The sequence below is a fragment of the Prochlorococcus marinus str. MIT 1013 genome (genome assembly GCF_027359395.1).
In the GTDB taxonomy this organism is placed as follows: domain Bacteria; phylum Cyanobacteriota; class Cyanobacteriia; order PCC-6307; family Cyanobiaceae; genus Prochlorococcus_B; species Prochlorococcus_B marinus_E.
The window spans coordinates 469,923-489,721 of the sequence record NZ_CP114778.1; the positions used below are offsets into that span (position 1 = coordinate 469,923).

The 19,799-nt window shown below is 33.6% G+C and carries 39 protein-coding genes, 1 tRNA gene and 1 pseudogene; 20 read left to right on the forward strand and 21 right to left on the reverse strand.

Annotation, left to right across the window (positions count from 1 at the left end):
• Positions 1-86: 86 nt before the first annotated feature.
• Together O5633_RS02875 and O5633_RS02880 are read right to left on the reverse strand one after the other, a co-directional pair.
• Positions 87-374, reverse strand: coding sequence for a hypothetical protein (locus tag O5633_RS02875; RefSeq protein ID WP_269610558.1), 288 nt, complete (start codon positions 372-374; stop codon positions 87-89).
• Positions 375-561: 187 nt separating this feature from the next.
• A pseudogene (locus O5633_RS02880) lies at positions 562-795 on the reverse strand (DUF1651 domain-containing protein).
• 271 nt (positions 796-1,066) lie between these two features.
• On the opposite strand from O5633_RS02880, the gene O5633_RS02885 reads away from it, so the two are divergent.
• Positions 1,067-1,189: a hypothetical protein gene (locus tag O5633_RS02885; RefSeq protein ID WP_269610559.1), complete on the forward strand. Its 123-nt coding sequence runs from the start codon at positions 1,067-1,069 to the stop codon at positions 1,187-1,189.
• 45 nt (positions 1,190-1,234) lie between these two features.
• Here O5633_RS02885 and O5633_RS02890 read toward each other — a convergent pair whose 3' ends face one another.
• Positions 1,235-1,411, reverse strand: coding sequence for a hypothetical protein (locus O5633_RS02890; RefSeq protein WP_269610560.1), 177 nt, complete (start codon positions 1,409-1,411; stop codon positions 1,235-1,237).
• A 799-nt stretch (positions 1,412-2,210) separates the two neighbouring features.
• Here O5633_RS02890 and O5633_RS02895 point away from each other — a divergent pair.
• On the forward strand, positions 2,211-2,435 hold the full coding sequence (locus tag O5633_RS02895; RefSeq protein WP_269610561.1) for a hypothetical protein: 225 nt from the start codon (positions 2,211-2,213) through the stop codon (positions 2,433-2,435).
• A gap of 92 nt (positions 2,436-2,527) precedes the next feature.
• Here the strand turns inward: O5633_RS02895 and pip are convergent, their stop codons facing one another.
• Positions 2,528-3,478, reverse strand: coding sequence for a prolyl aminopeptidase (gene pip / locus O5633_RS02900; RefSeq protein WP_269610563.1), 951 nt, complete (start codon positions 3,476-3,478; stop codon positions 2,528-2,530).
• 101 nt (positions 3,479-3,579) lie between these two features.
• On the opposite strand from pip, the gene O5633_RS02905 reads away from it, so the two are divergent.
• The 3 genes from O5633_RS02905 (at position 3,580) to O5633_RS02915 (ending at position 4,910) form a co-directional block, all read left to right on the forward strand.
• Positions 3,580-3,801 (forward strand): hypothetical protein, encoded by a 222-nt coding sequence (locus O5633_RS02905; protein ID WP_269610564.1) that lies wholly within the window; start codon positions 3,580-3,582, stop codon positions 3,799-3,801.
• Positions 3,802-3,919: 118 nt separating this feature from the next.
• On the forward strand, positions 3,920-4,246 hold the full coding sequence (locus O5633_RS02910) for a hypothetical protein (RefSeq protein ID WP_269610565.1): 327 nt from the start codon (positions 3,920-3,922) through the stop codon (positions 4,244-4,246).
• Positions 4,247-4,745: 499 nt separating this feature from the next.
• Positions 4,746-4,910, forward strand: a complete 165-nt coding sequence (locus tag O5633_RS02915) for a hypothetical protein (RefSeq protein WP_269610566.1) — start codon at positions 4,746-4,748, stop codon at positions 4,908-4,910.
• 106 nt (positions 4,911-5,016) lie between these two features.
• Here O5633_RS02915 and O5633_RS02920 read toward each other — a convergent pair whose 3' ends face one another.
• From O5633_RS02920 to O5633_RS02930, 3 genes are all read right to left on the reverse strand, one after another.
• Entirely contained in the window at positions 5,017-5,193 is a 177-nt protein-coding gene (locus O5633_RS02920; protein ID WP_420063621.1) for a DUF4278 domain-containing protein, read from the reverse strand.
• Between the two features lie 233 nt (positions 5,194-5,426).
• Positions 5,427-5,690 carry a DUF1651 domain-containing protein gene (locus tag O5633_RS02925; protein WP_269610568.1) on the reverse strand — a complete coding sequence of 88 codons (264 nt, stop codon included), beginning with the start codon at positions 5,688-5,690 and terminating at the stop codon, positions 5,427-5,429.
• A 2-nt stretch (positions 5,691-5,692) separates the two neighbouring features.
• Positions 5,693-5,908, reverse strand: a complete 216-nt coding sequence (locus tag O5633_RS02930) for a hypothetical protein (protein ID WP_269610569.1) — start codon at positions 5,906-5,908, stop codon at positions 5,693-5,695.
• Between the two features lie 287 nt (positions 5,909-6,195).
• Between O5633_RS02930 and O5633_RS02935 the strand changes: the two genes are divergently transcribed.
• A complete protein-coding gene (locus tag O5633_RS02935; protein ID WP_269610570.1) occupies positions 6,196-6,423 on the forward strand; it encodes a hypothetical protein in 228 nt (75 codons plus the stop codon).
• Positions 6,424-6,506: 83 nt separating this feature from the next.
• Here O5633_RS02935 and O5633_RS02940 read toward each other — a convergent pair whose 3' ends face one another.
• Positions 6,507-6,719 carry a hypothetical protein gene (locus O5633_RS02940; RefSeq protein WP_269610572.1) on the reverse strand — a complete coding sequence of 71 codons (213 nt, stop codon included), beginning with the start codon at positions 6,717-6,719 and terminating at the stop codon, positions 6,507-6,509.
• A 678-nt stretch (positions 6,720-7,397) separates the two neighbouring features.
• Here O5633_RS02940 and O5633_RS02945 point away from each other — a divergent pair.
• The gene (locus O5633_RS02945; protein WP_269610573.1) at positions 7,398-7,550 is read left to right on the forward strand and encodes a hypothetical protein; all 153 of its coding nucleotides are present in this window, start codon (positions 7,398-7,400) and stop codon (positions 7,548-7,550) included.
• Positions 7,551-7,579: 29 nt separating this feature from the next.
• Positions 7,580-8,377: a TIGR01548 family HAD-type hydrolase gene (locus tag O5633_RS02950; RefSeq protein ID WP_269610574.1), complete on the forward strand. Its 798-nt coding sequence runs from the start codon at positions 7,580-7,582 to the stop codon at positions 8,375-8,377.
• A 148-nt stretch (positions 8,378-8,525) separates the two neighbouring features.
• On the opposite strand, the gene O5633_RS02955 is transcribed toward O5633_RS02950, so the two are convergent.
• The 3 genes from O5633_RS02955 to O5633_RS02965 form a co-directional block, all read right to left on the reverse strand.
• Entirely contained in the window at positions 8,526-8,810 is a 285-nt protein-coding gene (locus tag O5633_RS02955) for a hypothetical protein (protein ID WP_269610575.1), read from the reverse strand.
• Positions 8,811-8,865: 55 nt separating this feature from the next.
• The gene (locus tag O5633_RS02960) at positions 8,866-9,048 is read right to left on the reverse strand and encodes a hypothetical protein (RefSeq protein ID WP_269610576.1); all 183 of its coding nucleotides are present in this window, start codon (positions 9,046-9,048) and stop codon (positions 8,866-8,868) included.
• A 200-nt stretch (positions 9,049-9,248) separates the two neighbouring features.
• On the reverse strand, positions 9,249-9,458 hold the full coding sequence (locus tag O5633_RS02965) for a hypothetical protein (protein ID WP_269610578.1): 210 nt from the start codon (positions 9,456-9,458) through the stop codon (positions 9,249-9,251).
• Positions 9,459-9,849: 391 nt separating this feature from the next.
• Here O5633_RS02965 and O5633_RS02970 point away from each other — a divergent pair, with 391 nt between their 5' ends.
• The 7 genes from O5633_RS02970 (at position 9,850) to O5633_RS03000 (ending at position 13,749) form a co-directional block, all read left to right on the forward strand.
• Complete coding sequence (locus tag O5633_RS02970; RefSeq protein WP_269610579.1) at positions 9,850-10,299, forward strand: hypothetical protein; 450 nt, start codon at positions 9,850-9,852, stop codon at positions 10,297-10,299.
• A gap of 110 nt (positions 10,300-10,409) precedes the next feature.
• Positions 10,410-10,574 carry a hypothetical protein gene (locus O5633_RS02975; protein ID WP_269610580.1) on the forward strand — a complete coding sequence of 55 codons (165 nt, stop codon included), beginning with the start codon at positions 10,410-10,412 and terminating at the stop codon, positions 10,572-10,574.
• A 63-nt stretch (positions 10,575-10,637) separates the two neighbouring features.
• Positions 10,638-10,709 (forward strand) — tRNA-Gly (locus tag O5633_RS02980).
• A 105-nt stretch (positions 10,710-10,814) separates the two neighbouring features.
• A complete protein-coding gene (locus O5633_RS02985; protein WP_269610581.1) occupies positions 10,815-11,159 on the forward strand; it encodes a hypothetical protein in 345 nt (114 codons plus the stop codon).
• A 140-nt stretch (positions 11,160-11,299) separates the two neighbouring features.
• Entirely contained in the window at positions 11,300-11,584 is a 285-nt protein-coding gene (locus O5633_RS02990) for a DUF3764 family protein (protein WP_269610582.1), read from the forward strand.
• 7 nt (positions 11,585-11,591) lie between these two features.
• Entirely contained in the window at positions 11,592-11,843 is a 252-nt protein-coding gene (locus O5633_RS02995; protein ID WP_269610583.1) for a hypothetical protein, read from the forward strand.
• 211 nt (positions 11,844-12,054) lie between these two features.
• A complete protein-coding gene (locus tag O5633_RS03000) occupies positions 12,055-13,749 on the forward strand; it encodes a protein adenylyltransferase SelO (RefSeq protein WP_269610584.1) in 1,695 nt (564 codons plus the stop codon).
• Between the two features lie 171 nt (positions 13,750-13,920).
• Here O5633_RS03000 and O5633_RS03005 read toward each other — a convergent pair whose 3' ends face one another.
• A complete protein-coding gene (locus O5633_RS03005; protein ID WP_269610585.1) occupies positions 13,921-14,055 on the reverse strand; it encodes a hypothetical protein in 135 nt (44 codons plus the stop codon).
• A 14-nt stretch (positions 14,056-14,069) separates the two neighbouring features.
• Between O5633_RS03005 and O5633_RS03010 the strand changes: the two genes are divergently transcribed.
• Positions 14,070-14,204 (forward strand): hypothetical protein, encoded by a 135-nt coding sequence (locus O5633_RS03010; protein ID WP_269610586.1) that lies wholly within the window; start codon positions 14,070-14,072, stop codon positions 14,202-14,204.
• Positions 14,204-14,371: a hypothetical protein gene (locus O5633_RS03015; protein WP_269610588.1), complete on the forward strand. Its 168-nt coding sequence runs from the start codon at positions 14,204-14,206 to the stop codon at positions 14,369-14,371. The genes O5633_RS03010 and O5633_RS03015 overlap by 1 nt, the downstream gene beginning before the upstream one ends.
• A gap of 107 nt (positions 14,372-14,478) precedes the next feature.
• On the opposite strand, the gene O5633_RS03020 is transcribed toward O5633_RS03015, so the two are convergent.
• Positions 14,479-14,724, reverse strand: a complete 246-nt coding sequence (locus O5633_RS03020; protein ID WP_269610590.1) for a hypothetical protein — start codon at positions 14,722-14,724, stop codon at positions 14,479-14,481.
• Positions 14,725-14,779: 55 nt separating this feature from the next.
• Positions 14,780-14,953 (reverse strand): hypothetical protein, encoded by a 174-nt coding sequence (locus O5633_RS03025; RefSeq protein WP_269610592.1) that lies wholly within the window; start codon positions 14,951-14,953, stop codon positions 14,780-14,782.
• Between the two features lie 192 nt (positions 14,954-15,145).
• Here O5633_RS03025 and O5633_RS03030 point away from each other — a divergent pair, with 192 nt between their 5' ends.
• Positions 15,146-15,358: a hypothetical protein gene (locus tag O5633_RS03030; RefSeq protein WP_269610594.1), complete on the forward strand. Its 213-nt coding sequence runs from the start codon at positions 15,146-15,148 to the stop codon at positions 15,356-15,358.
• A gap of 396 nt (positions 15,359-15,754) precedes the next feature.
• On the opposite strand, the gene O5633_RS03035 is transcribed toward O5633_RS03030, so the two are convergent.
• The 3 genes from O5633_RS03035 to O5633_RS03045 are packed head-to-tail and all read right to left on the reverse strand — an operon-like array spanning position 15,755 to position 16,692.
• The gene (locus tag O5633_RS03035) at positions 15,755-16,006 is read right to left on the reverse strand and encodes a hypothetical protein (protein WP_269610595.1); all 252 of its coding nucleotides are present in this window, start codon (positions 16,004-16,006) and stop codon (positions 15,755-15,757) included.
• A 10-nt stretch (positions 16,007-16,016) separates the two neighbouring features.
• A complete protein-coding gene (locus tag O5633_RS03040) occupies positions 16,017-16,169 on the reverse strand; it encodes a hypothetical protein (protein ID WP_269610596.1) in 153 nt (50 codons plus the stop codon).
• 58 nt (positions 16,170-16,227) lie between these two features.
• The gene (locus O5633_RS03045; RefSeq protein ID WP_269610597.1) at positions 16,228-16,692 is read right to left on the reverse strand and encodes a hypothetical protein; all 465 of its coding nucleotides are present in this window, start codon (positions 16,690-16,692) and stop codon (positions 16,228-16,230) included.
• Positions 16,693-16,850: 158 nt separating this feature from the next.
• Here O5633_RS03045 and O5633_RS03050 point away from each other — a divergent pair, with 158 nt between their 5' ends.
• Positions 16,851-17,018, forward strand: a complete 168-nt coding sequence (locus O5633_RS03050) for a hypothetical protein (RefSeq protein ID WP_269610598.1) — start codon at positions 16,851-16,853, stop codon at positions 17,016-17,018.
• Positions 17,019-17,032: 14 nt separating this feature from the next.
• Here the strand turns inward: O5633_RS03050 and O5633_RS03055 are convergent, their stop codons facing one another.
• Positions 17,033-17,173, reverse strand: coding sequence for a hypothetical protein (locus O5633_RS03055; RefSeq protein ID WP_269610599.1), 141 nt, complete (start codon positions 17,171-17,173; stop codon positions 17,033-17,035).
• A gap of 234 nt (positions 17,174-17,407) precedes the next feature.
• Between O5633_RS03055 and O5633_RS03060 the strand changes: the two genes are divergently transcribed.
• On the forward strand, positions 17,408-17,614 hold the full coding sequence (locus O5633_RS03060; protein ID WP_269610600.1) for a hypothetical protein: 207 nt from the start codon (positions 17,408-17,410) through the stop codon (positions 17,612-17,614).
• 148 nt (positions 17,615-17,762) lie between these two features.
• Here O5633_RS03060 and O5633_RS03065 read toward each other — a convergent pair whose 3' ends face one another.
• The 3 genes from O5633_RS03065 to O5633_RS03080 all read right to left on the reverse strand — a co-directional run bounded on the left by O5633_RS03065 (position 17,763) and on the right by O5633_RS03080 (position 19,678).
• Positions 17,763-18,095 carry a hypothetical protein gene (locus O5633_RS03065; RefSeq protein ID WP_269610601.1) on the reverse strand — a complete coding sequence of 111 codons (333 nt, stop codon included), beginning with the start codon at positions 18,093-18,095 and terminating at the stop codon, positions 17,763-17,765.
• Between the two features lie 946 nt (positions 18,096-19,041).
• Positions 19,042-19,215, reverse strand: coding sequence for a hypothetical protein (locus O5633_RS03075; RefSeq protein WP_269610602.1), 174 nt, complete (start codon positions 19,213-19,215; stop codon positions 19,042-19,044).
• Between the two features lie 154 nt (positions 19,216-19,369).
• Positions 19,370-19,678 (reverse strand): hypothetical protein, encoded by a 309-nt coding sequence (locus O5633_RS03080; RefSeq protein WP_269610603.1) that lies wholly within the window; start codon positions 19,676-19,678, stop codon positions 19,370-19,372.
• Positions 19,679-19,799: the final 121 nt, after the last annotated feature.

Sequence of the window (19,799 nt, forward strand, 5' to 3'; positions counted from 1 at the left end):
AATAATTAATCTACTTAAAACGAAAATAGGTAAATTAATCAAATAAATAAGCATCTAAATATTTTTCAATCCCAGATTAATCAGTTTTATTTACTTCCCACTCCAGTAAAAACAAATCCATTAAGAATACAGAAATCATATGCAAAAAGCTTTAAATTATCTGGCATCTCAGTCCATTTCATTTCCTCAATTTTATTTAATTGCTCTGAACTTAGGTTCTCTGCTTTAGCATATTCCAGCATCATCTCTGACCAACAATCAGAATAAATATCTACGTAAAATGCCTTTTGATTTTGATCAAAGAAATTAATTTTATCTTGCTTTGTACTAACCTTTTTAGACAGTTGCTTATAGTATTCAATGTCCGATGTCATGATTATTTGCTTATTTGAAAAACTAACTTAATAAATTTACTTTTAAATAGTGATGAGATGTTCGAAATCTATACATTAAGTAGTCTGCGAAATCAAACGTTGGACAGATTTTTCTACTGAAGTGGACAAGATAAAGTATAAAAACTAATTTAACTTGGAAACCATGAGAACTACATCATTTTAATTATTAATCCCACTGTGGGGGAATACGTCTCCATCCAGTTGACAATAAATCCCTCAATAGTTTTATTGCCAACCCTCTTCTCATCCTCTTGCGATTTTTTTAAAGTGGGGGTCCCTTTGATTCAAGCCTTTCCCTCTCAATCCAAACATTAGGGTTTTGATCCCAGCTCTCCCAATCATTTCGAAACCTAAGTATCCACATTAAATTTACTTCCCTAATCCAACCATCTCGCTTCATACGAGAAAACAAGTCAATACTACAAATATACCACAAGAAATTGTTTGTGACTTTAATGTGACTTTTTGGATGTAGCTTTATTTTTTTGTTTCGGCAGAGCTGTCATATCAGACTTAGGAATGCTGAATGGAGTAAACAATTTCATAGTGTTGATGTATTTATTAGACGAGTTCAATTTAAGATCACGAAAAATTTAATGCCTGGGTGAAACTACCCTAAAAATATTCGCATTGCACTACAACATCCGATTTGTAGTTGTAGCTAAATTCAAATGTTTACTCCCTACCATGTAATCATGTTTGGAATTTTATTAATAACAGGTTTTGCATTAATTCTTCAGATGTCAGAAGGAGAAGACGGATTAAGAAAAAATCAATCAAAGATTTCAAAATAAATTCGATTTGAACAGTTATTAAATTATTTGTGACTAGAAAACTATTTAAGCAAAGCAAGTCCAATCTAGGTTTCGATGATTTGTTAAAAACGGAGCTGGTGTGCAAACCTTCTCACCATCAGGTGTTACGTAGCACCTTTCAATGCCCCAACTTCGTTCAATGATTTTTACCTCAGTAGAACATTTTGGTAAAGGAGGTACCGCATTTAGAGGTCTGGTCATATTAATCAGTAGCTATACATTTTTAGCTCCTGAAAAAGTTTTATCAATCAGCAAATAAATCCATTGACATTGAATCAAGTGCAAAACACACAAACTTAATGAAAATAAATCTTAAAGCTAAAGTAACTTTTGTTTTTGTAATTTTAGATAGCCAATTAAAATTGGTATATAGATATCGATCTTTCAACTCCGACTCAAAGAGTCCGGATCATCTAAATGCTTATCATGCAGCTTTTCACCAAACAAGTGATCCTCAGTTCAAATACAAATACTCCCAATACTATTAAAATATATGAAATAGCTATGAGCTGGTTTTAACTTAAAGTGCAAAGAATCTAAGCCGTGTCAAAAGAAAGATTCATGTTATTAAGCAAAAGGGAAATGACACCTCTAATCCTATAGCTATTGTCAGAGAGTGAATCAGAAGTTTTTTTACAAAGAAGCGAAATGATAAGAATAAAGCTCAATCAAGAATATGAGGAAGTTGGAAACACTTATAAAGTGATCGCAATATCCTTAACAGTTGGACTAAATATAATTATCTTTACTTGATCTTTATTTGGTTCTCTCTCTTTTCAGGGTTGAGCAAATAAAATATCTAAAATAAAAGACGTGCAAATATGAATTTAATCAGAGTATCAGCAAGTAAAAGGAAGCGGGTTAAGAAAACTTAAATCACCTAAAGGATTAGCTTTATTTACTTATTCAGGTATATTTTTTACATACAAATCACAAACAAGCGAGTCAAAAGAAAATACGCAGTTTTTTTTAATAAGGTTCAGAAATAATCCCAAAAAAAATGCAAGTAGATCTAAATGAACTAGCAAATTCATACGAGGTCGTTCCCGTATCTCTTAGTGATCCTTTTAAGTCTTTAGTTGCGGAACCTTCCACGATGGAAGTACTTAGATTCATACCCATTATTGCCTTCATTGCTTTAATAATTACAGCTGTATGGAGACAGGGTATGAAGTTCCCAGTAAAAGCTATTGGCGATTTAAAAAAAGACAGCAAGCAAGATTAAATCAATGAGTGGATTTAAACGATTTTCTTTTAATTTCTAATGGCTGTAGGATTAATTAAATATCATTAAGATCTAGTAACAGCTACTGAAAATTAGAGGTTAGAGGAGGAATTAGCTAACTCATTCGTCAACTCAATTAATTTTTTAGAAATTCCAATCTCTTTCATTGAGTGTCCTGCACTATCGATTACATAAAGTTTTGAAGAGGGCAATGATTTATTAAGATCCCATGCACTTCTCATGGGACAAACCACGTCATATCTTCCCTGAACAATCGAAACAGGAATATCTTTTAGCTTAGTAATGTTTTTTAAAATATAATTTTCCTCTAAAAAAATGTTATTAACAAAATAATGACATTCTATACGCGCAAAAGAATCTGAGAAATTATCATTTGCAGCTTTTTTAATGGATAATTCTTTTGGCATGAGAAAGCTTGTTGACAGTTCCCATCTAGTCCAAGCATGTGCTGCTTTGGCTCTTTCAGACCTATCTTGACTGGTTAATCTCTTATGGAAAGCATTAATCAAATCGCCTCTTTCATTTTGCGGAATAACAGACTGATAAAGATCAAATTCTTCAGGAAAAATCTCACTTGCACCTTTTTGATAGAACCAGCTTAATTCGGTTTTTCTGCACAAAAATATACCTCTAAGAGTAAGACTTAAAACTTTTTCCGTGTGTTGAATGGCATAAATCAAGCTTAATGTTGAGCCCCATGAGCCCCCAAAGACATGCCATGATTCGATTTTTAAGAGTTGTCTTAATTTTTCAATGTCTTCAATTAAATGATGTGTCGTATTTTCTTTTAACTCAGAATGAGGAGAAGATCTACCGCATCCTCTTTGATCAAATTGAACAATATTGAATTCCTTTGGATCAAAATATCTTCTATAAGAAGGACTACTCCCACCCCCGGGGCCTCCATGAACAATCAAGACAGAGGATCCATTTGGATTGCCACTTCTTTCCCAGTAGATAAAGTGTAGAGGACTCACTTTCAATATCCCTTGTTCCTTAGGTTCTATTTCTGGAAATAACATTTTTAATTAAATTTTCGTCTTTTGCTTTTGAGACATTTCATTCAAATCAAGCATACATAACAAAATTAGCTATAAAGGATTATTAAAAAAGGAATTGATCAATGCGTAAGAAAAATTGGCTCAAAAGCTTTCGATTAAATATTCATGCCCCTGGAACAGGTTTTGCCCTAATGATCTTGGCTTTAACTCAAGTACCAGTAGGAATAAAGAATGCAGCTGAAGTTGCTTGTATTGGTCAAACTTCAAATAAGATTTGGAAATCAGAAAAGAATCATGCGGATGCAAACATGCTTGCAGTTCAAAGATGCAATGGAAGAAATTAACTGGAATCATGTGTTCGTCTTCAAGAAAATTAGATAAAAAACTAAAAAATGTAACGTTGGCCTAGAACTTGATTTTTAACACGATAGAAAGATGAATATTTGAAAATTCTTCTTTTTTATGACTTCAGCGCTAAAAATAATCGATCAAGAACTAGCTCAGTTTGGCTGGTTTGAGTCAATAGCTACTAATTCAATAAGTGACTTTAAGTCACCCAAGATAGATGTTGAAGAACAAACAACTAATGAAAAAGAATCTGATCTCATAGACACATTCATATGTCATCTTATTTTCTATGTGGTTTTTTGCTATTCCCTATTTCTATATATTTTTATTGATTTGGGTTTTGGTTCCTTTTTAAAAAATAAAGTAAATACATTATTTAAACTCCAAAAAAATTTGAACCGCCTTCCTTTATCAGTGCTCATTCCAATTAATACAGACTAGGTCTGCCCTTAAACAAATTATTTGGGTATTCCTTACTATCGCACTAACTAAAATAATGTATTTAGATAGTAAAGAAGTAATTCACTAACGGTCTGAGTCTGCACAGACCGTTTTTTTATTTAAATGCAAAATTTTTTCGCCAAACTATCAAAATATTTTTATGGAATTAAAGTTGGTCAATTCTATGAAGAGCCCATAGGGGACGATTACTTATATCCAGATTGGTAAATAGACGTCAAATGCGTTTACCATCGTTCAATCAAAGATTTTTCATTACTACACAACCATTTAGAAAATGAGACAATCAATTGATTTTTAACTGATAATAACCACAGACTATATTTTTTTAACTTGGTAAAGCTTTAAGCATAGCCTCTACTCCTATAATTCTTATCCTTGATTCGTTAATCGACTACTAGTTAATTTTACTTGAGTAAAAGCCGAGGTGTATAAATTCAACAAGATCGATTAGAACATCTATATACCGATATGGAGGGTTATGAAACTAAAAACTCCTTTGAACATAATCAAAAATGCATTAAGTGATATTCGAACAATGCATGACTTCTCTTACACGGTTCCCAATGAAACTAGAGATGAGTTTTGGGAAAAAGAATGTAGTAATCATCCAACAGCATCTACATGCAAAGTTTATGAGGGCTAACAAAAATAAAATTCTGCGAATTAATAGCTGTTCAACCAAGCAAGAATCATCATCTAAACAATAAAAAGGCCCTGCCTAGCAGGGCCTTATAAAAAGAGTTAACAAACTAATGCTGATAGCGATGACCTCGATATGCCAATTGGGAATTTAGATCAAACTTAGCATCGCTTCTGCATGTGTTGTAGTGATTACGCCTGTAAGTCAGCTCAACACAATCCTTTTGCGGTTTTTGTTCTTTGTGCTGGACATAGTTTTGTCCACGATATAGAAGAGTTGTCATCATCCATTGTCCGAATGTTGATTTAAGTCCCCGTTCCTTGGCTTAAATCGAGATGCGGCTCGCTATGTAACGAGTTGAACGTTTTTGTAGCGGTTGCTACAAAAAGTATTATGTTATGGATGGATAGCACGTGTAGTTCATCTCGATACAAAACTATCTAGTGATATATACTCAAATTTCAAAATATTTTTTTTAGTATCAACTTAAAAGAGAATTCTGCTAATTTTTTTTAAGCTTTAAGAGGTCTCCCATAAAGGTTTCTTAGAGACTTCCCATTCTGTTTCCACTGACGACCTCCATAGGTCTCTTGCTTTTTCATAAGTTAACTTCTGACTTTCATGTAACTGAACATGAGGAGTAATACCGTGTAGGAATCTGAGCCTGCAGCTAGCATAGTGAACCCTTATGTATGTAGTTCCGTCTTCATCAGGGTGTTTATCTTTTAAAAGCCTCATTGCCCAGACCCGATCTTTTTTCACAAGCCAACTTTCATTTTGCATTTTCAGTAGGAGCTTGGATTATCTCTTTTATGATGCCTGGCCTTTGAATGACAACTATCTGGTAACCAACGATTTTTAACAACTTCAAGGAAATCACATATGAATTCATCTGGGCAATCAAGCTCATCCTGCAATTCAGCTAACTCATCAATAAAAAATTCGAATGTTCTACTTATTAAACCTGACTTTTGCTTTTGGGACGGAATCCATTTGGCCATAACTAGAAACAATAATTAGCTAAAATAATAATTAAACTATTACTGCAGAACCTATTTGGTAAACACCTGCTATTAAAAGCAAAACAGGTAGGTTTATTAAAACTAAAAGCTTAGCGGCAGTGATTTTATTAATTGCTGTCATTTCTAAAATGTTTTTTAAAATTTGAATCAATTATTGGGAACATAACCGGATTAATCTATCCCTAAAGGTCGGTTCAGGTAGGGCTAACCAGTTCGGGTACAATAGAGGAAATCCCTCCAAAAACGTGAATTAATTCTGGATAGAGTTGGATATTGGGAAAAAATCTATGAAACGCAATTTATTATTTTTGTCATCGGCTTTGTTTTTGACAGCTATGAATGCACAAGCCGAAAGTTTTTGGTTGATCCTTCAAAACAGTACTTACGGAATAGAAAAAGTAGAAATGAAAAACATGTCGCAATGCGAGGAACAAGGCAAGCAGTACACAAAAAGTTCGGGTATTCCTCGTTACTTGTGCTTAATTGGCAAATAAAAAAGTATCAAACAAAATACCTTATTGGTACAACTTGATAGTTAAATTGCTGACTTTTGATTAGTAGACGAATTGAAGGTTGGTTAACAACAATCACAACCTTTGTCTCCTATTGTTGCATTTTCTTCAAAAGTATCAGCAATATCTCGAAGCATTAGTGCGATAAATGCAGGAGGACATTGGAGCTCACTAGCATACTTAGCGTATTGCTGAGCAGTTCCCTGCATTGCTGGAATAATAATGTTATCGATTTGATCTTCAGTGGGTGACCACTTCGTTTCACATTTTTCAGTCATAGTTAACAGTCACCTAACAACAAAAATATAAATGTGTTTTGCATGGAGTCAATATTGTAAATACATTTACCAATTGCTTAAGCATTTGATCAAACGACACCCAATTTCATTCCACTTTTCACCTTCGCAAGAATCTTATCGTCTAAATCATTGTCTGTTTGAAGAACTAGCCACTCAATTGCACTGATAATAAAAGCTTTCATTTGCTTTTTGAAAAATTTTTTTAACATCAAAAAGAGTACTGGCTTTAGTATTAAGAAAAGGAAACCAACCATTACATTGCAATTTATACAATATGGTTTTACCTCATATTTTCAAATATTGGTGTAACCACCCCAAAAAACTTCGCATTGCACTACAACATCGACTTGGTTCGTTGGTTAGATTTATCCAGTGTATACTTTTCTATCATGCTTACTCCATATCACATAATTTTATTTGGGATACTTTTAGTAGTTAGTTCTGCTTCAATTTTTCAAATGTCCACTGCAGAACAAATCTGATGACATCATTTTTTATAATTTCAATGGCTGGTTATTTCTATTTGATGGCCTGCTTATGGAGAGATTTAAGAAGAACCAAAACAAGTTGAAATTCACTTAATATTTTAATTTTTAAAATTGCTTGTTAACTTCAAAGAAGACTCAAAAAAATCTTCTTTATTATCTAGCAAAAAGAATGCAAAGCCTTACAAGATTTTCAGTAATTGGTATACCCGCAACCATTGGAATAGGGATTGCCTGGGTCGGTACTCGAATTATTAGAAATGAAAAAGGCCTTAAAGATCGTGAATTAGAACTTAAGCTGCAACTAAACAATAAATTTCATTGAACATCTTTAATCAGAAGAAAAACTCAATAATGAATAATATTGGCCTAATTTTATTTGATATAGATGGGGTTATTCGTGACGTAACAAACAGCTATCGATTGGCTATCCAAGAAACTGTAAATTTTTTTAGTGGGTGGAGACCCTCTATAGAAGATATTGATTCTATAAAAAGTGAAGGCTGTTGGAACAATGATTGGGATTTGAGCCTAGAAATGATTAATAGACATTTACAAACAAACAATCTTTCTTTTTCAGCTCCGTCTAGAAAAATATTAATTGAATGCTTTGAAAACTTTTATTTTGGTGGAGATCCAAACCATGACTCTAGTGAATGGTCAGGTTTTATTAAAGATGAAACGTTATTAGTCAAACAAACACTTTTTAAGGAATTAACTCAGCGAAGAATTGGTTGGGGTTTCGTAAGTGGAGCTGAATTACCATCAGCGAAATTCGTCTTAGAGCAGAGGCTTGGCTTAGCCTCTGCTCCCCTGATTGCAATGGGTGAAGCGCCTGAAAAACCTGATCCAACAGGTTTTATTTCACTATCTTCTAGACTTTCAAAAAATCCTTTAGGCCTTTCCAACCCTCCAATAGCATATATTGGAGATACTGTTGCAGATGTTAAAACAGTAATAAATGCTCGAATTAAGATCCCTGATCAGAAATTTATCAGTATCGCTATTGCTCCCCCTCATTTACATGAAGAGTCAAGTCGAGAGAAACGTCTAAGTTATGAGGCAGAGTTGAGAAAAGCAGGTGCAGACCTGATTATTAAATCGATGGACAATTTAAAAAATGAAATTCTAAATTTATTTATAAACCAATAGATAATTAGATAGTCTAATTTTTTAATTCGCCTAATTATTCAGTTGAACAATAAAAAATATACATAAGATACTTTGTTAGAGAGGTGCTTAAGTCAATTAGTAAATTATGAGCAATTAACAATCTTTAGCACGTAAATGCAAAACGAAATCAAGCTGAAACTGCCTCAGCATTAATTACATCATCGTCAGACATATTTACATCATCATCATTTGGTTTCTTATTTTGAAAAATGTAATAAGCAGCTCCGCCAGCAACTGTTGATGAGACAATTAATCCAGAAACAAGTGTAAGTGCAACGAGTCCACCTATCAGTCCACCTTTCAAACGAAGAAGGTTTGATTTAATTAAAAGAAGTAAAAGTAATGTTGAAGTTGCTTTTAATGAAGCGATTCTTAAAGCTGTTAAAGGCCAAAATGGATTAAAGAAAAACATTTTAAAATTTCTTTCCTCAAATGTAGAGGCTTTTTTGACTTATTGAGGAAAAAAACTAGAGAATTGTGAAATTGCTTGTAGTTCCTTTAGGTGTAACAAAGTCTTGTACAACTTCTTCGCTCATACATTCAGTTGGATAAGAGATCACATTCTTTGCTGTGAATCCTGCACCAATGGCAACCACACCAATCACAAAAATCCATTTGGATCTTTCACTTGAAATAAGTCTGTTAATCATTTACGAAAAATCATTGATTTTTATTCTGTCAAATAGTCTGAGAATTGGGTCAAAAAGATATTGATCGAGAGTTTTATCAGCATTTAGAGAAGTCATTACCCAATAAATAAAAGCCCCAATACAGAGAAGAGTTAATATTTACGGCCAAAAGTATTCTGGATAATTCGAATCGGAGTTGAATTGATTTTCTTTTCTCATTACTACCAACGTATACTTTCTGGATGATCTTTTTCAATTTTCCTAAGTAGCAAAACCAAAACCACAAGACTCAATGGACCAATTACAAGTGCAACTTGCATAAAGGTTTTTATTAAAGGATCTAAAACCGCAAAAAAATTCATTTTCTCAAAAACTGTCGCCACCATTACAACCAATAATCTTGAAAGTGAGTCTGGAGGAATCAAGAACATATCTTCTTACTGATTTACTTGTTGCTTTTATCTTAGTATTAGCTTAAATCAAGGATTAATTTTTGATTATTTTTGGAATGTACGGTCAACCTCCAAATATTCGCCTAGTCCGTCCTCGGGTTTCCTCATTTAAACAACTAACCCGGTTTCAATCATTGGTAAGTTTCTTTAAAAAATATTAGTTGTTGTATTAGGAAGATTTCAATAAAGTTGCTAATTTCGTATTAGCTCCAAATTAATTGAATTGACCTTCAAATCATTATTGTTATTAGCACATCTACAAGCATTTCTCATCCCTATCCTTATTGGAATTAAGTCCATAAACAAATTCAAGCAAATTAGATTTCCTCTGCTACCCCCTTTTGCCTTTATCTCACTAGGCCTTGCTTCAATGTTTGAAATGTTCGATCATACGACTACGGATTGGATATATATTGATCACTCATCAATATATAATTGGCTGTTTTATTCATTTCTTTCTATTGGATTATCGTTCTTTACTATTTCAGTCGCTAAAAACAAGTCGATCATAACTAGCAATATTTTGTTAATAATTGCCACGGTTTTTTCTTATTGGTTACTAGACAAGTCAACAACTCTTTTAATTCAAGTATTAATAAGTATTCTACTTATATCGCAATGGTGGAAGCGATTTGAAGATTGGGTTTTCTTTATTTATCCAATCACGGGAGTAATCTTTACTACATTTTTTGGGATTCTACTTTCAAGTTCAGGCGAACAAATATGGCATGTATTTATAGGTCCATCTGGAACGATAAGTGTCTTAGCTTTTTACGCAGTTTTAAAGAGATCAAGAAACAAAGAAATCATTTCTGCTTAATAAGATATTCATTATCTTCAAGTTCGCTATGATTTATTAAAATTACATTTGCCGTTATCTTCTTAGATAAGATGATTCATCCCATTACGTTGATTAATATTTAAAAACTAATGAATCTGAGTTCTCATAGACAACACAAAATATATATTGCTGCAACGATGGGGTATGGACTTGGTTCTGAAGATCCAGAAGAATTAGCACTTTATGAGATGATCAAAAAAGAAATAGAAAAAGACTGCAAAAACAGAAATATAGGCATTAAAAGAACTGATTAGACTCTCATTTCATAAAGTGTCTAAAGATAGGGTAGGCATTTAACTTCGCTAACTTAAAGATCTGCGGGTGTAGTTCAGTGGTAGAACGTCAGCTTCCCAAGCTGAATGTCGCCAGTTCGAGTCTGGTCATCCGCTTGAAAAAATCGAAAGTAAATTCTAATTGTGTGGTGTAACTCACAACAGCAATATAAGTCCACAGAAAACAATTGATATCGACATAATTTGATTTTAGAGATTAACATGGATAACCCCTCTAAGGAACAAATTCTTGCTGCATCCAGTGGATGGGTAGCGACAACATTAAATTTCCTTCCTGGCTTAGGTGCTGGATACCTTTACCAACGTCGCTGGATTCCTTACTTTGCAACTGTAGGAGCAGCTACAGCTTGGTTCGTTTTAGGAGCCATATTAAATGGTGATACAGAACCAACAAAAGCCGAACAATTAATTGGAATAGGAGGCTTATTTTTGATATCAATCACAACAATGGTTGAATCTAAAATTGCTCATAAGAAAGCAAGATTAGTCATAGAAGAACAGCTTCAGGCAAAGACTCCAAAGAAAAAAGGAGGTCTTTTTAGATAATCAGTCATTTAGAAAATTAATAGTGATGACAGTAAAAAATCATAATTTTGAAAGGAGAGGTTGAAGATATGATTAATGAGACAGAATTTTATATAAAAATATGCAATGATTTTTTAGCTCATAATCATCTAATCAAATAAGTGGCTCTTGAAACAACCATATTCAGCTTTAAGATTTCTGTTCCGTTTGAACAATGGGCAGCGGTATATGACAGTGAAGAAAACATACAACTTATGAGAGAAGAAAAAATTGTTTGTCTTTATAGAGGGATAAATAAAGAGGATCCAAGTAGTGCCGTTGTTATAGAGCAAGCTGAAAAAGGTAAATCAATCGCAATGTTTTCCAATCCTGAAGTAAGACCTTTAATTGAGGAAGCTGGACACATTTATGATTCAACCGTCATCACTAGTTACTTACAAAGTTAATTAAAAGATGAAACACTTTCTTTCTCTTGTTGTATTTGCTGTATTTATAAGTGGCTGTACCAAGAACACTTCTCGAGTCAGTTCCTTAAAACCAAATGTAATCTCTGAGACTCAGAGACAAAGAGATCTTTGCCTAGATTGGTATGCTTACAGAATAGAAACTGCTAAAGCAATTTCGGACCTAAATCTCAAAACAGAAAAAGAGTCGGATTTAATGGTTTATTGTGAGTTCTTTAAAAATGTAGCTGATACGAATTAACTTCTACATGGAATTGAATTAGCCCTTAAGTTTTACGTCTTGAAACTTTCTCTAGGATACAGCTGAATCAAAAATATTTTACTCTCCATTTTTTAGACTTATCGGCTAGTTCAATACAAAATTTAAGAACATTAAAGCTTCGAATCTATGCTAGAAATATAGATGAAAGAATCATCAAATTAAAGACTTGACCAACTACAAAAAGATCTAAATGAGCAGTACTAAAGCTATGCAGACAACTAGAACTTTTTCTGAGTTTGCAAAACAAGTTGACTACTCATTCATGGATTCTCTCGAACCTGATCCTCAGGCAACAGATGATGGTGACGACCACCTAACAAGAGAGGTCTTTTCTGGTCACTATGTACCTGTCACTCCAACAGCAATTCCAAAACCAGAATATGTCGCACACAGTAAAATATTATTTAACGAGTTAGGTTTGAGTCAGGAACTTGCTCTAGATGAGCTTTTTCGTCGTCTATTCTCCGGTGACATAAGTGTTGCAACAACACCGATGCGACCATTTGGTTGGGCTACGGGTTACGCATTATCTATCTATGGAACTGAATATACTCAGCAGTGTCCATTTGGAACCGGTAACGGCTATGGAGATGGGAGAGCTATTTCAGTATTTGAAGGTCTCTTTAATGGCAAAAGATGGGAGATGCAACTTAAAGGAGGAGGGCCAACACCATACTGTAGAGGAGCTGATGGACGAGCAGTGCTTCGTTCAAGTGTTCGTGAGTTTTTAGCTCAGGAATATATGCAGTCACTCGGAGTACCAACATCACGATCTCTCACACTATATGTCTCTAAATCTGAAACAGTTCGCAGGCCTTGGTATATAAAAGACTCCAATTCAATCGATCCAGACATATTAGTAGAAACACCAGCTGCAATCTCAACACGAGTCGCACCATCATTTTTACGGGTAGGTCAGATAGAACTCTTTGCACGTCGAGTACGAAACAATGAGCATCAAGATGCAATGAAAGAGCTCGAAATGATTGTGAAGCACTTAATCGTAAGAAATTACAAGGAGGAAATTGATCCGACCATTAGCTTTAGCGATCAAGTCGTAGAGCTCGCAAATTCATTCCGAGAACGACTCACATCATTAGTAGCTAATTGGATACGTATTGGCTACTGCCAAGGTAATTTCAACAGTGACAACTGCGCTGCAGGAGGTTTCACTCTCGATTACGGTCCATTTGGTTTTTGCGAACTCTTCGATCCCAGATTCCAACCTTGGACAGGAGGGGGTGAACATTTTGCATTCTTTAACCAACAAGTTGCTGCCGAAGCAAATTATCAAATGTTTTGGGGGGCGATTCGACCTCTGCTTACCGGCAACGCAAAGGCACTGGACAGGCTAGATAGCATCCGCGATGGATTTACTACAGTAATGAATCAGAAAATGGAGAACATGTGGACAAAGAAACTAGGATTAGTCACCTATGACGCACCTCTAGTAAATGAGATGTTACAGCTCATGGTTCACACAAAGGTCGACTACACAATCTTTTTCAGAAAACTTTCAAGTATCCCAAAAAAACTTAAGGACTTAAAAGATAGTTTCTATCTACCAATTTCAGAAGAGATTGAGACCAAATGGATTAGTTGGCTACAAAGATGGCGGGAGCACGTAATTAACAAAGGTGATCAAAATGAAATATCAGCAAAAATGAAACGCATTAATCCAAAATACACATGGCGGGAATGGCTCATCACACCAGCATACGAAATAGCAGAGAAAGGCGACTATGGACTCATAATGGAACTACAAGCTGTTTTAGACAAACCTTACGAGGAACAATCATTAGAGGTACAGAAAAAATACGACAGACTCAAGCCCAAGAAATTCTTTGGAGCCGGTGGGATTTCCCATTACAGCTGTTCCTCATGAATCAACACCAGAATTTAAAACCTACGAAATTAGGGCTATAGAATTTAAAAACAAAGTTTAATTATCTTGAATAGGAGCAACAAACATAAAAAGATTCTTTGGATGACGTTTTTATATAGGTAACCGAACCAATAATTCTCTCGATAAAGAAATATTTAACGCATGATTAAATTATCGAAATTGAACCATGTCCGAAGATACAAAATCTAAAATCAGAATTTTTCTTCCATTTAGTTGGTTTATTCCCGCTCTCATTTCTTTTGGAGTGATTAATTTCCACCAACTTTCTGCGGGCATCTCACCCATATCCATTTAGAACCATGTCATCACATATTCCTGAATTCTACGAATCAATAGTTGAAGCTTCCGATAGAGGAGAGTTGTGGGGGCTTTATCAATTTTCTAATAACAATAATCAACTTGAAATCAACTTTGATCCTTCTGTTTACAAATAATGCATAAATTCAATAAAATAAATCCTCTAAACCAAGAAGATAGAAAACTACTTTCTGATTTAAAATCCACCTTTGACCTTGGGACAAAAACTATCATCGGACAAGATGAAGATGAGATAGTTGATGACCTAATAGATTTAATGACTGAATATAATGAAGTTCTATAACTAGAATTATCACTTCAAATATTAACTTTTGGGATTTAAGATTTCATTTTTAATATGATATAATTGTAAAAATTTATTAAACTCCCGAAAGTTAGAAAGGGGAAATCTTAACTTTTAATTTTTTGCCAAATAATTTCAGCATCTCTAAGAAGGTAAATAGCTTCTTTCCTACCAACTGCTCTTTCAGCATCATTCATCAACTCAATATACCTCTCTCTCAAAGCCTGCTTTTCCATGACAACTTTAGTGAACATGTGAAGCTTTTCAGATCGATCGTCTATTTTTCTTTTAGCTACATTCTTCATGAAACCATACGTGAATCTAGCTCTTACCCGAACGTTGTGCCTACTCATTTAACAAAATCTTAGTTACTGATTTATCACTAAAACATTCTGAGAAGGGAAATCATCAACCGCGTGTAGGGTTAACCTCCAATTTTTTATTTAATGAGGAAGCTTTAACCACTTCGATTCCATAGTGTTTCGCGAGTTCAATTAACTCTTGCAGTGACAAGTCAACTAGATAACATCGGATATATTGATAAGCATTAAAACTCTCAATACTTTTTCTCTCATTGAACATTGCACGAAAGATTCTTATAGCTAAGGCTTCTTATGCAGAGTGCAATAAAAAACTACTTAAATACTATTCAACTTCTGGATATGTCTGTGTAAAAATCATCTTAAAAAATGCAAAAAATCAGATCAATCTATTTGCCCTCAAAGTCACACTCAGCAAATTGACCTTTTAATATTTTATTTAAATCAAAGAACTATGACAGAAGAAAAGAAAAACAAAAAACTTGGATTTATCCCAAAGACGTCAAATACTTCAGAGAAAAAAGAGGCAAGTAAAGAGCCCAAAGGAAGACTTATCTCCTGGTCTCCATGGCCTCCTGCTAATTTCAAAACTCGTTACCCAGCATTCCCTTTAGTCACGACTGTTTTGATTTTAATAATTTTACGCTCGCTAACCTTGGCTAATTAGGTTAATTAAGTACTGGTAAATAGTGAAAAGTTATATAAGAAAAGTTGTTTTTCAAAAGTGAAAATAGGGTATTTCTCTTGGGGGGGCTGGACGCGTAGAACAGATACCAAATTGCAAGCACTCCATTACATCATCATCATATTTTGGCTTGTAATTAGAAAACAACTCAGACATTTCATTTCCTTGAATGGAAACCCCGGAAAAATTTCGAAATAATTGCTTTGAGAATGGCATGGTTAGACATCTAAACAACCTGCTTAATTTCTACTCATATTGGTTTAAGAAATCTATGGGGAGGAACACTCAAGTATTTATACAGTCACGGAAAACCAATACAATACTTAGATACAAGTGTCGAAGGATCAACTAGTACTTTTCTTGATAATAAAAGTACCATTATTTTGATTTTTCTCTTTGACTAAAGCTATCCGGAGACTGAAGATAAGAAGTTTGGCCTAAATAGGGATCTTCGCCAAAAATATCGTTCATTTGCTTTTCTGTCATTTGCATAGGAGCTTGAAAGGTTTCAGTAGGATCTGACTCTACAAGCGATGAATCTATTTCATCTGCATTTACATCCGCAGGACAAAGAATCAGAAGAAGACCAAGAGAGAAAGAAACAATTCGAATTAGAAAGGAGTCATTCATTTTCTTGGAATTAGCTCTCGGCAGAATAGGCACTATCAACTTGCTCAAACGTCTCATCTTGACTTGCTTTGTTATTAGATAAAGAGCATCCACCTTCACTCAATGCCAAAACAGGCCCTGTCGTAAAAGAATGGGCAAAAACTATAGGTAGAATTTTATTCATAAGAAAAACTGGAAGCAAAACAATATTAAAGCCTTTTAAAAAAGTTCGTTAAACTGACTTAATTCATATCCATTCCTATTTCCATTTCATTCATAGAAACCTCACTCTGATCATTTTCTAATGGCCCTAAACTAATTTCAGGCAAATTTTCTTCGCTTACTTCAGGCAAGGATTGTTCAATAACAATCCCGAGAGGATTATCACCATTGTCTTCTAGAATTGAAGACTCATCTAAAAGAGACTTGTCTTCTTCATTTGTCAGCAATTCTGATTCTGTTAAAAGATTATTATCTTCACTAGATATTCTTTTACTTTTATCCTTTATTAGTAATTTCGAAAGATCAACGACGTCTATAATTACTGACTTCTGACTTTTATACATATCTTTTATAATATTAATTATTTCACCTGATTTTGTGGGTTGGGAAATAAAAGCAAAACAAGTCCAGCCAGCAAGAATAATTGAGATTAAGACAATAGAAATAAAAGCAGAATACGTTGCTCTTATTATTGTTTTGATCATTCGGCTACTTTAGATATTATTAAATCTAGGCACATCTTTTGATACTTAAAACGACCTCTTCACACCCTGTAAAGACGTATAAATACTTTGGGGTTTCTTCCTAAGTTTTTGCACCCGATTAGAGTAGAAATGTTAAAGGATATTTAGGGAGCCTAATTATGTCTTTAAATCCATTCAAACTTTTAATTCACAATATCCAAGCATTATTCCTCAGTAATTCTCAAACGAAAAAACAACGAAAAGATGAGGAACAGGAATGCTTACAGTTTGGGATTTGTGGTGTACAAGCCCAATCACCTAGACCAGAAGAGTTGTATTTTGGATGAATATAAATCCAGCACTATGCCACTTCAGGAAGATTTTCAATAAAATCATCTAGTTCTTGAGATTTTCTTTCCAAATAAATAATCTTTTTGGTCTCCGTCATTTCATCGCAATAAAATCTTACTGGCAAATGACAAAGCAAATTATCGCCGCTCATCAAGAAAATTCCAATTGATTTTCAATTCATTTAACCTAATAATCTAAAAAAAACAATCTCTAAAACTATATAAATTTTATATGCCACACTTTAAATCTTGAAAGAATTTACAAAGAAATAAGTTTATCTAAATCTTCAATTACAAAGAGACTACCTAGTGATTATTAAAACCGTATAAATACTCAAGTGTTAATTCTCTAGGTATCAATCACCCAATAGGAGTAGAAATAAATTGTGGATCTTGGACTTCCTATGTCATACGGAAAGCGCTTTGCTCAATTAACTACAGAAGCTGCTGAAAATGCTGCACGACTTGTCCTCAGTCAGCTATCTGAAAGACTAAGCTTTACTAAACCTCCTTCAAATAACGATGAAGAAATGGAGTGTTTGCAATTTGGTATCTGTTCCTATCAGGTTCAACCACAAAGGGTAACTTTCTAGAGGATCAAAATGAAATTCACTGAATTAATTCTAATATTTTCGTCATTATCATTGACCTTTTTAGGTTTCTCTTTCCTCGTTATTTAAGGAAAAGTAAACCGTATGAAAAGATCAGAATAACTCTTAAATAGCTTAAAAAATTAAAAAGTCATTGATTATCAGAGTCCTCCAAAAGGTCTGAATATTCTGATGACTTTACTATCGGCAACTCAGACGCGCTATTGGTTGATCTAACTAACAAAGCAGTTAGTTCTGCTGTCCTTTTATTATTAATAACATTACTACCATGAGCTGAAACTGCTGCTCCAGCGACAAGAGCAGAGATTGGCCTCCACCAAAATAAAGATTTTAACTCATTCTTTTGTACTTCAGCCAAGAAAAATCCTAACCCAAACAAAATACCAAATATAGCTCCTGACCATTGGCATATTTCAGCTGAAATAGATGTGCTTTTTTCGGCAGCATTAATTTGGTCTTCCATTAGGTAAAAAATTCGAAAACTAAGATTTTGATTTCTTTATCATTATAAAAGCACTTTTTAAATATTATGAACATAAGTAATTAATCCAGTGTTTGTAAGCTGACTTATAAAAAGTGGAAAAACACTAATAAAAAACAAGCAAAGATATTCCTAAAAAAGAAAACGATAATGAGAAAAATATCAAAAGTAATTCAGTAGTTTTCATTACGACTCAGAATTTTCTAAAAAGATATGAGTATTCTTTATAATTTAAGAAAATATCCTCTTCTAAAATTTCTTCCAAAGAAACCCTTTTAAAATAATTCATTTAGCGTAATCGTTTATATAATTATCTAGTGGTAGAAACAAAAACGTGAGTGAGTGATATTCGGTTTATATGGTACGGCTTGACTTAATCATTTTCCTAGCACTTTCGCCTTAAGCCTAGACTAAGATATAACTTTTATTATCCTAATTAACTCATTAAAATCATTGTGATTGATCAACATTTTTATTATTAAAGATGTGATGTAATAATAGTTACTTATTAATTGATGCAAATTTATTTAATACATTTGAAGTTTCCTTTTCAAGAAGAACATATTTAAAGGGCTGAAGTTTATGCTCAATATGATGAAAGTTGTTGAGAATCAGACAAGTTTGAAGATTTCGAGGCCATCAAAAGAATTGTAAATCCAGAAGGGAATAGTGGATGGGCGATTGTCAAAGCATTCGATCACAAAGTAGTTTAGAAAACGTATCACCCTTGAGGTATCGAATTTGGAATTGATGTTGAGGTCATTCCAATTCTTACCGATAGTGAATATCTAGCTGTCCATAAAAAAGTTGAATAGCAATCAAAGCATTAAGTTATAGGGTCTAAAACACCTCCTTAAAAATTTTAAGAGGATGAAAAAAATAAAAAGATATTTCTCGTAGAAGTAATTTTTAATGCAAAAAATAAGTCTTAATTCAGATGAAAGACCTTATCGCTAAGTACAAAAATCAAAAGTCCTATAGAACTCATTGCAAGTAAAATCCCACCAAAAACGAGTGTATTGTTTTTTTCGGATTGTTGTTGTTCAAGAATTTTTTGAACATTATTAGTATTTGTTTTTTTTATTTTCTTTTTTTTACTCATCAGCTTAAGAGTTATTTATTTGATGGATTGAAACTATATAAACACAACTTTTCATGGCTCCCACCATTTCTTTTAATACCAATATTATTTACCAATACAATGTTTTAGAAAAAAAATAAACCTCATTTTCTAATAATTTTGACTTGACCCATTTTTAAACCAGTAATAAAGACAATTGATTTTTAAGTTTTTTGGAGGTTTTCCTTTTAAGCGTTCTAAAATTTTGAGCAACGGTGCTTCCTTCAGAATTCTGACCAATGACTGAAAATAAGAAATTTTTACCTTTCCCTACTTGAGATTCCAAACGACCTCCTCCATACACGCCTCCAAGTAACGCTGGTATACAGAGAATTCCTGCACTTGCACCACATACTGCAAAGCCTAGTACTGCTCCTGTATAAGTGCCACCAGCCGCCCCTGCAACACCTAGAAGAAGATTATATTCTTGTCGAACTGAATACAACTGCGAAATATTATCTTTAGAGTTGAAATCTATTGGTCCTGAGAACCCCTCCTATGAAAGAGTTATTTGACAATTAGCAACCTCAATAGTCTAGTCGTCTTTAGTAGAAGTGGATATCATA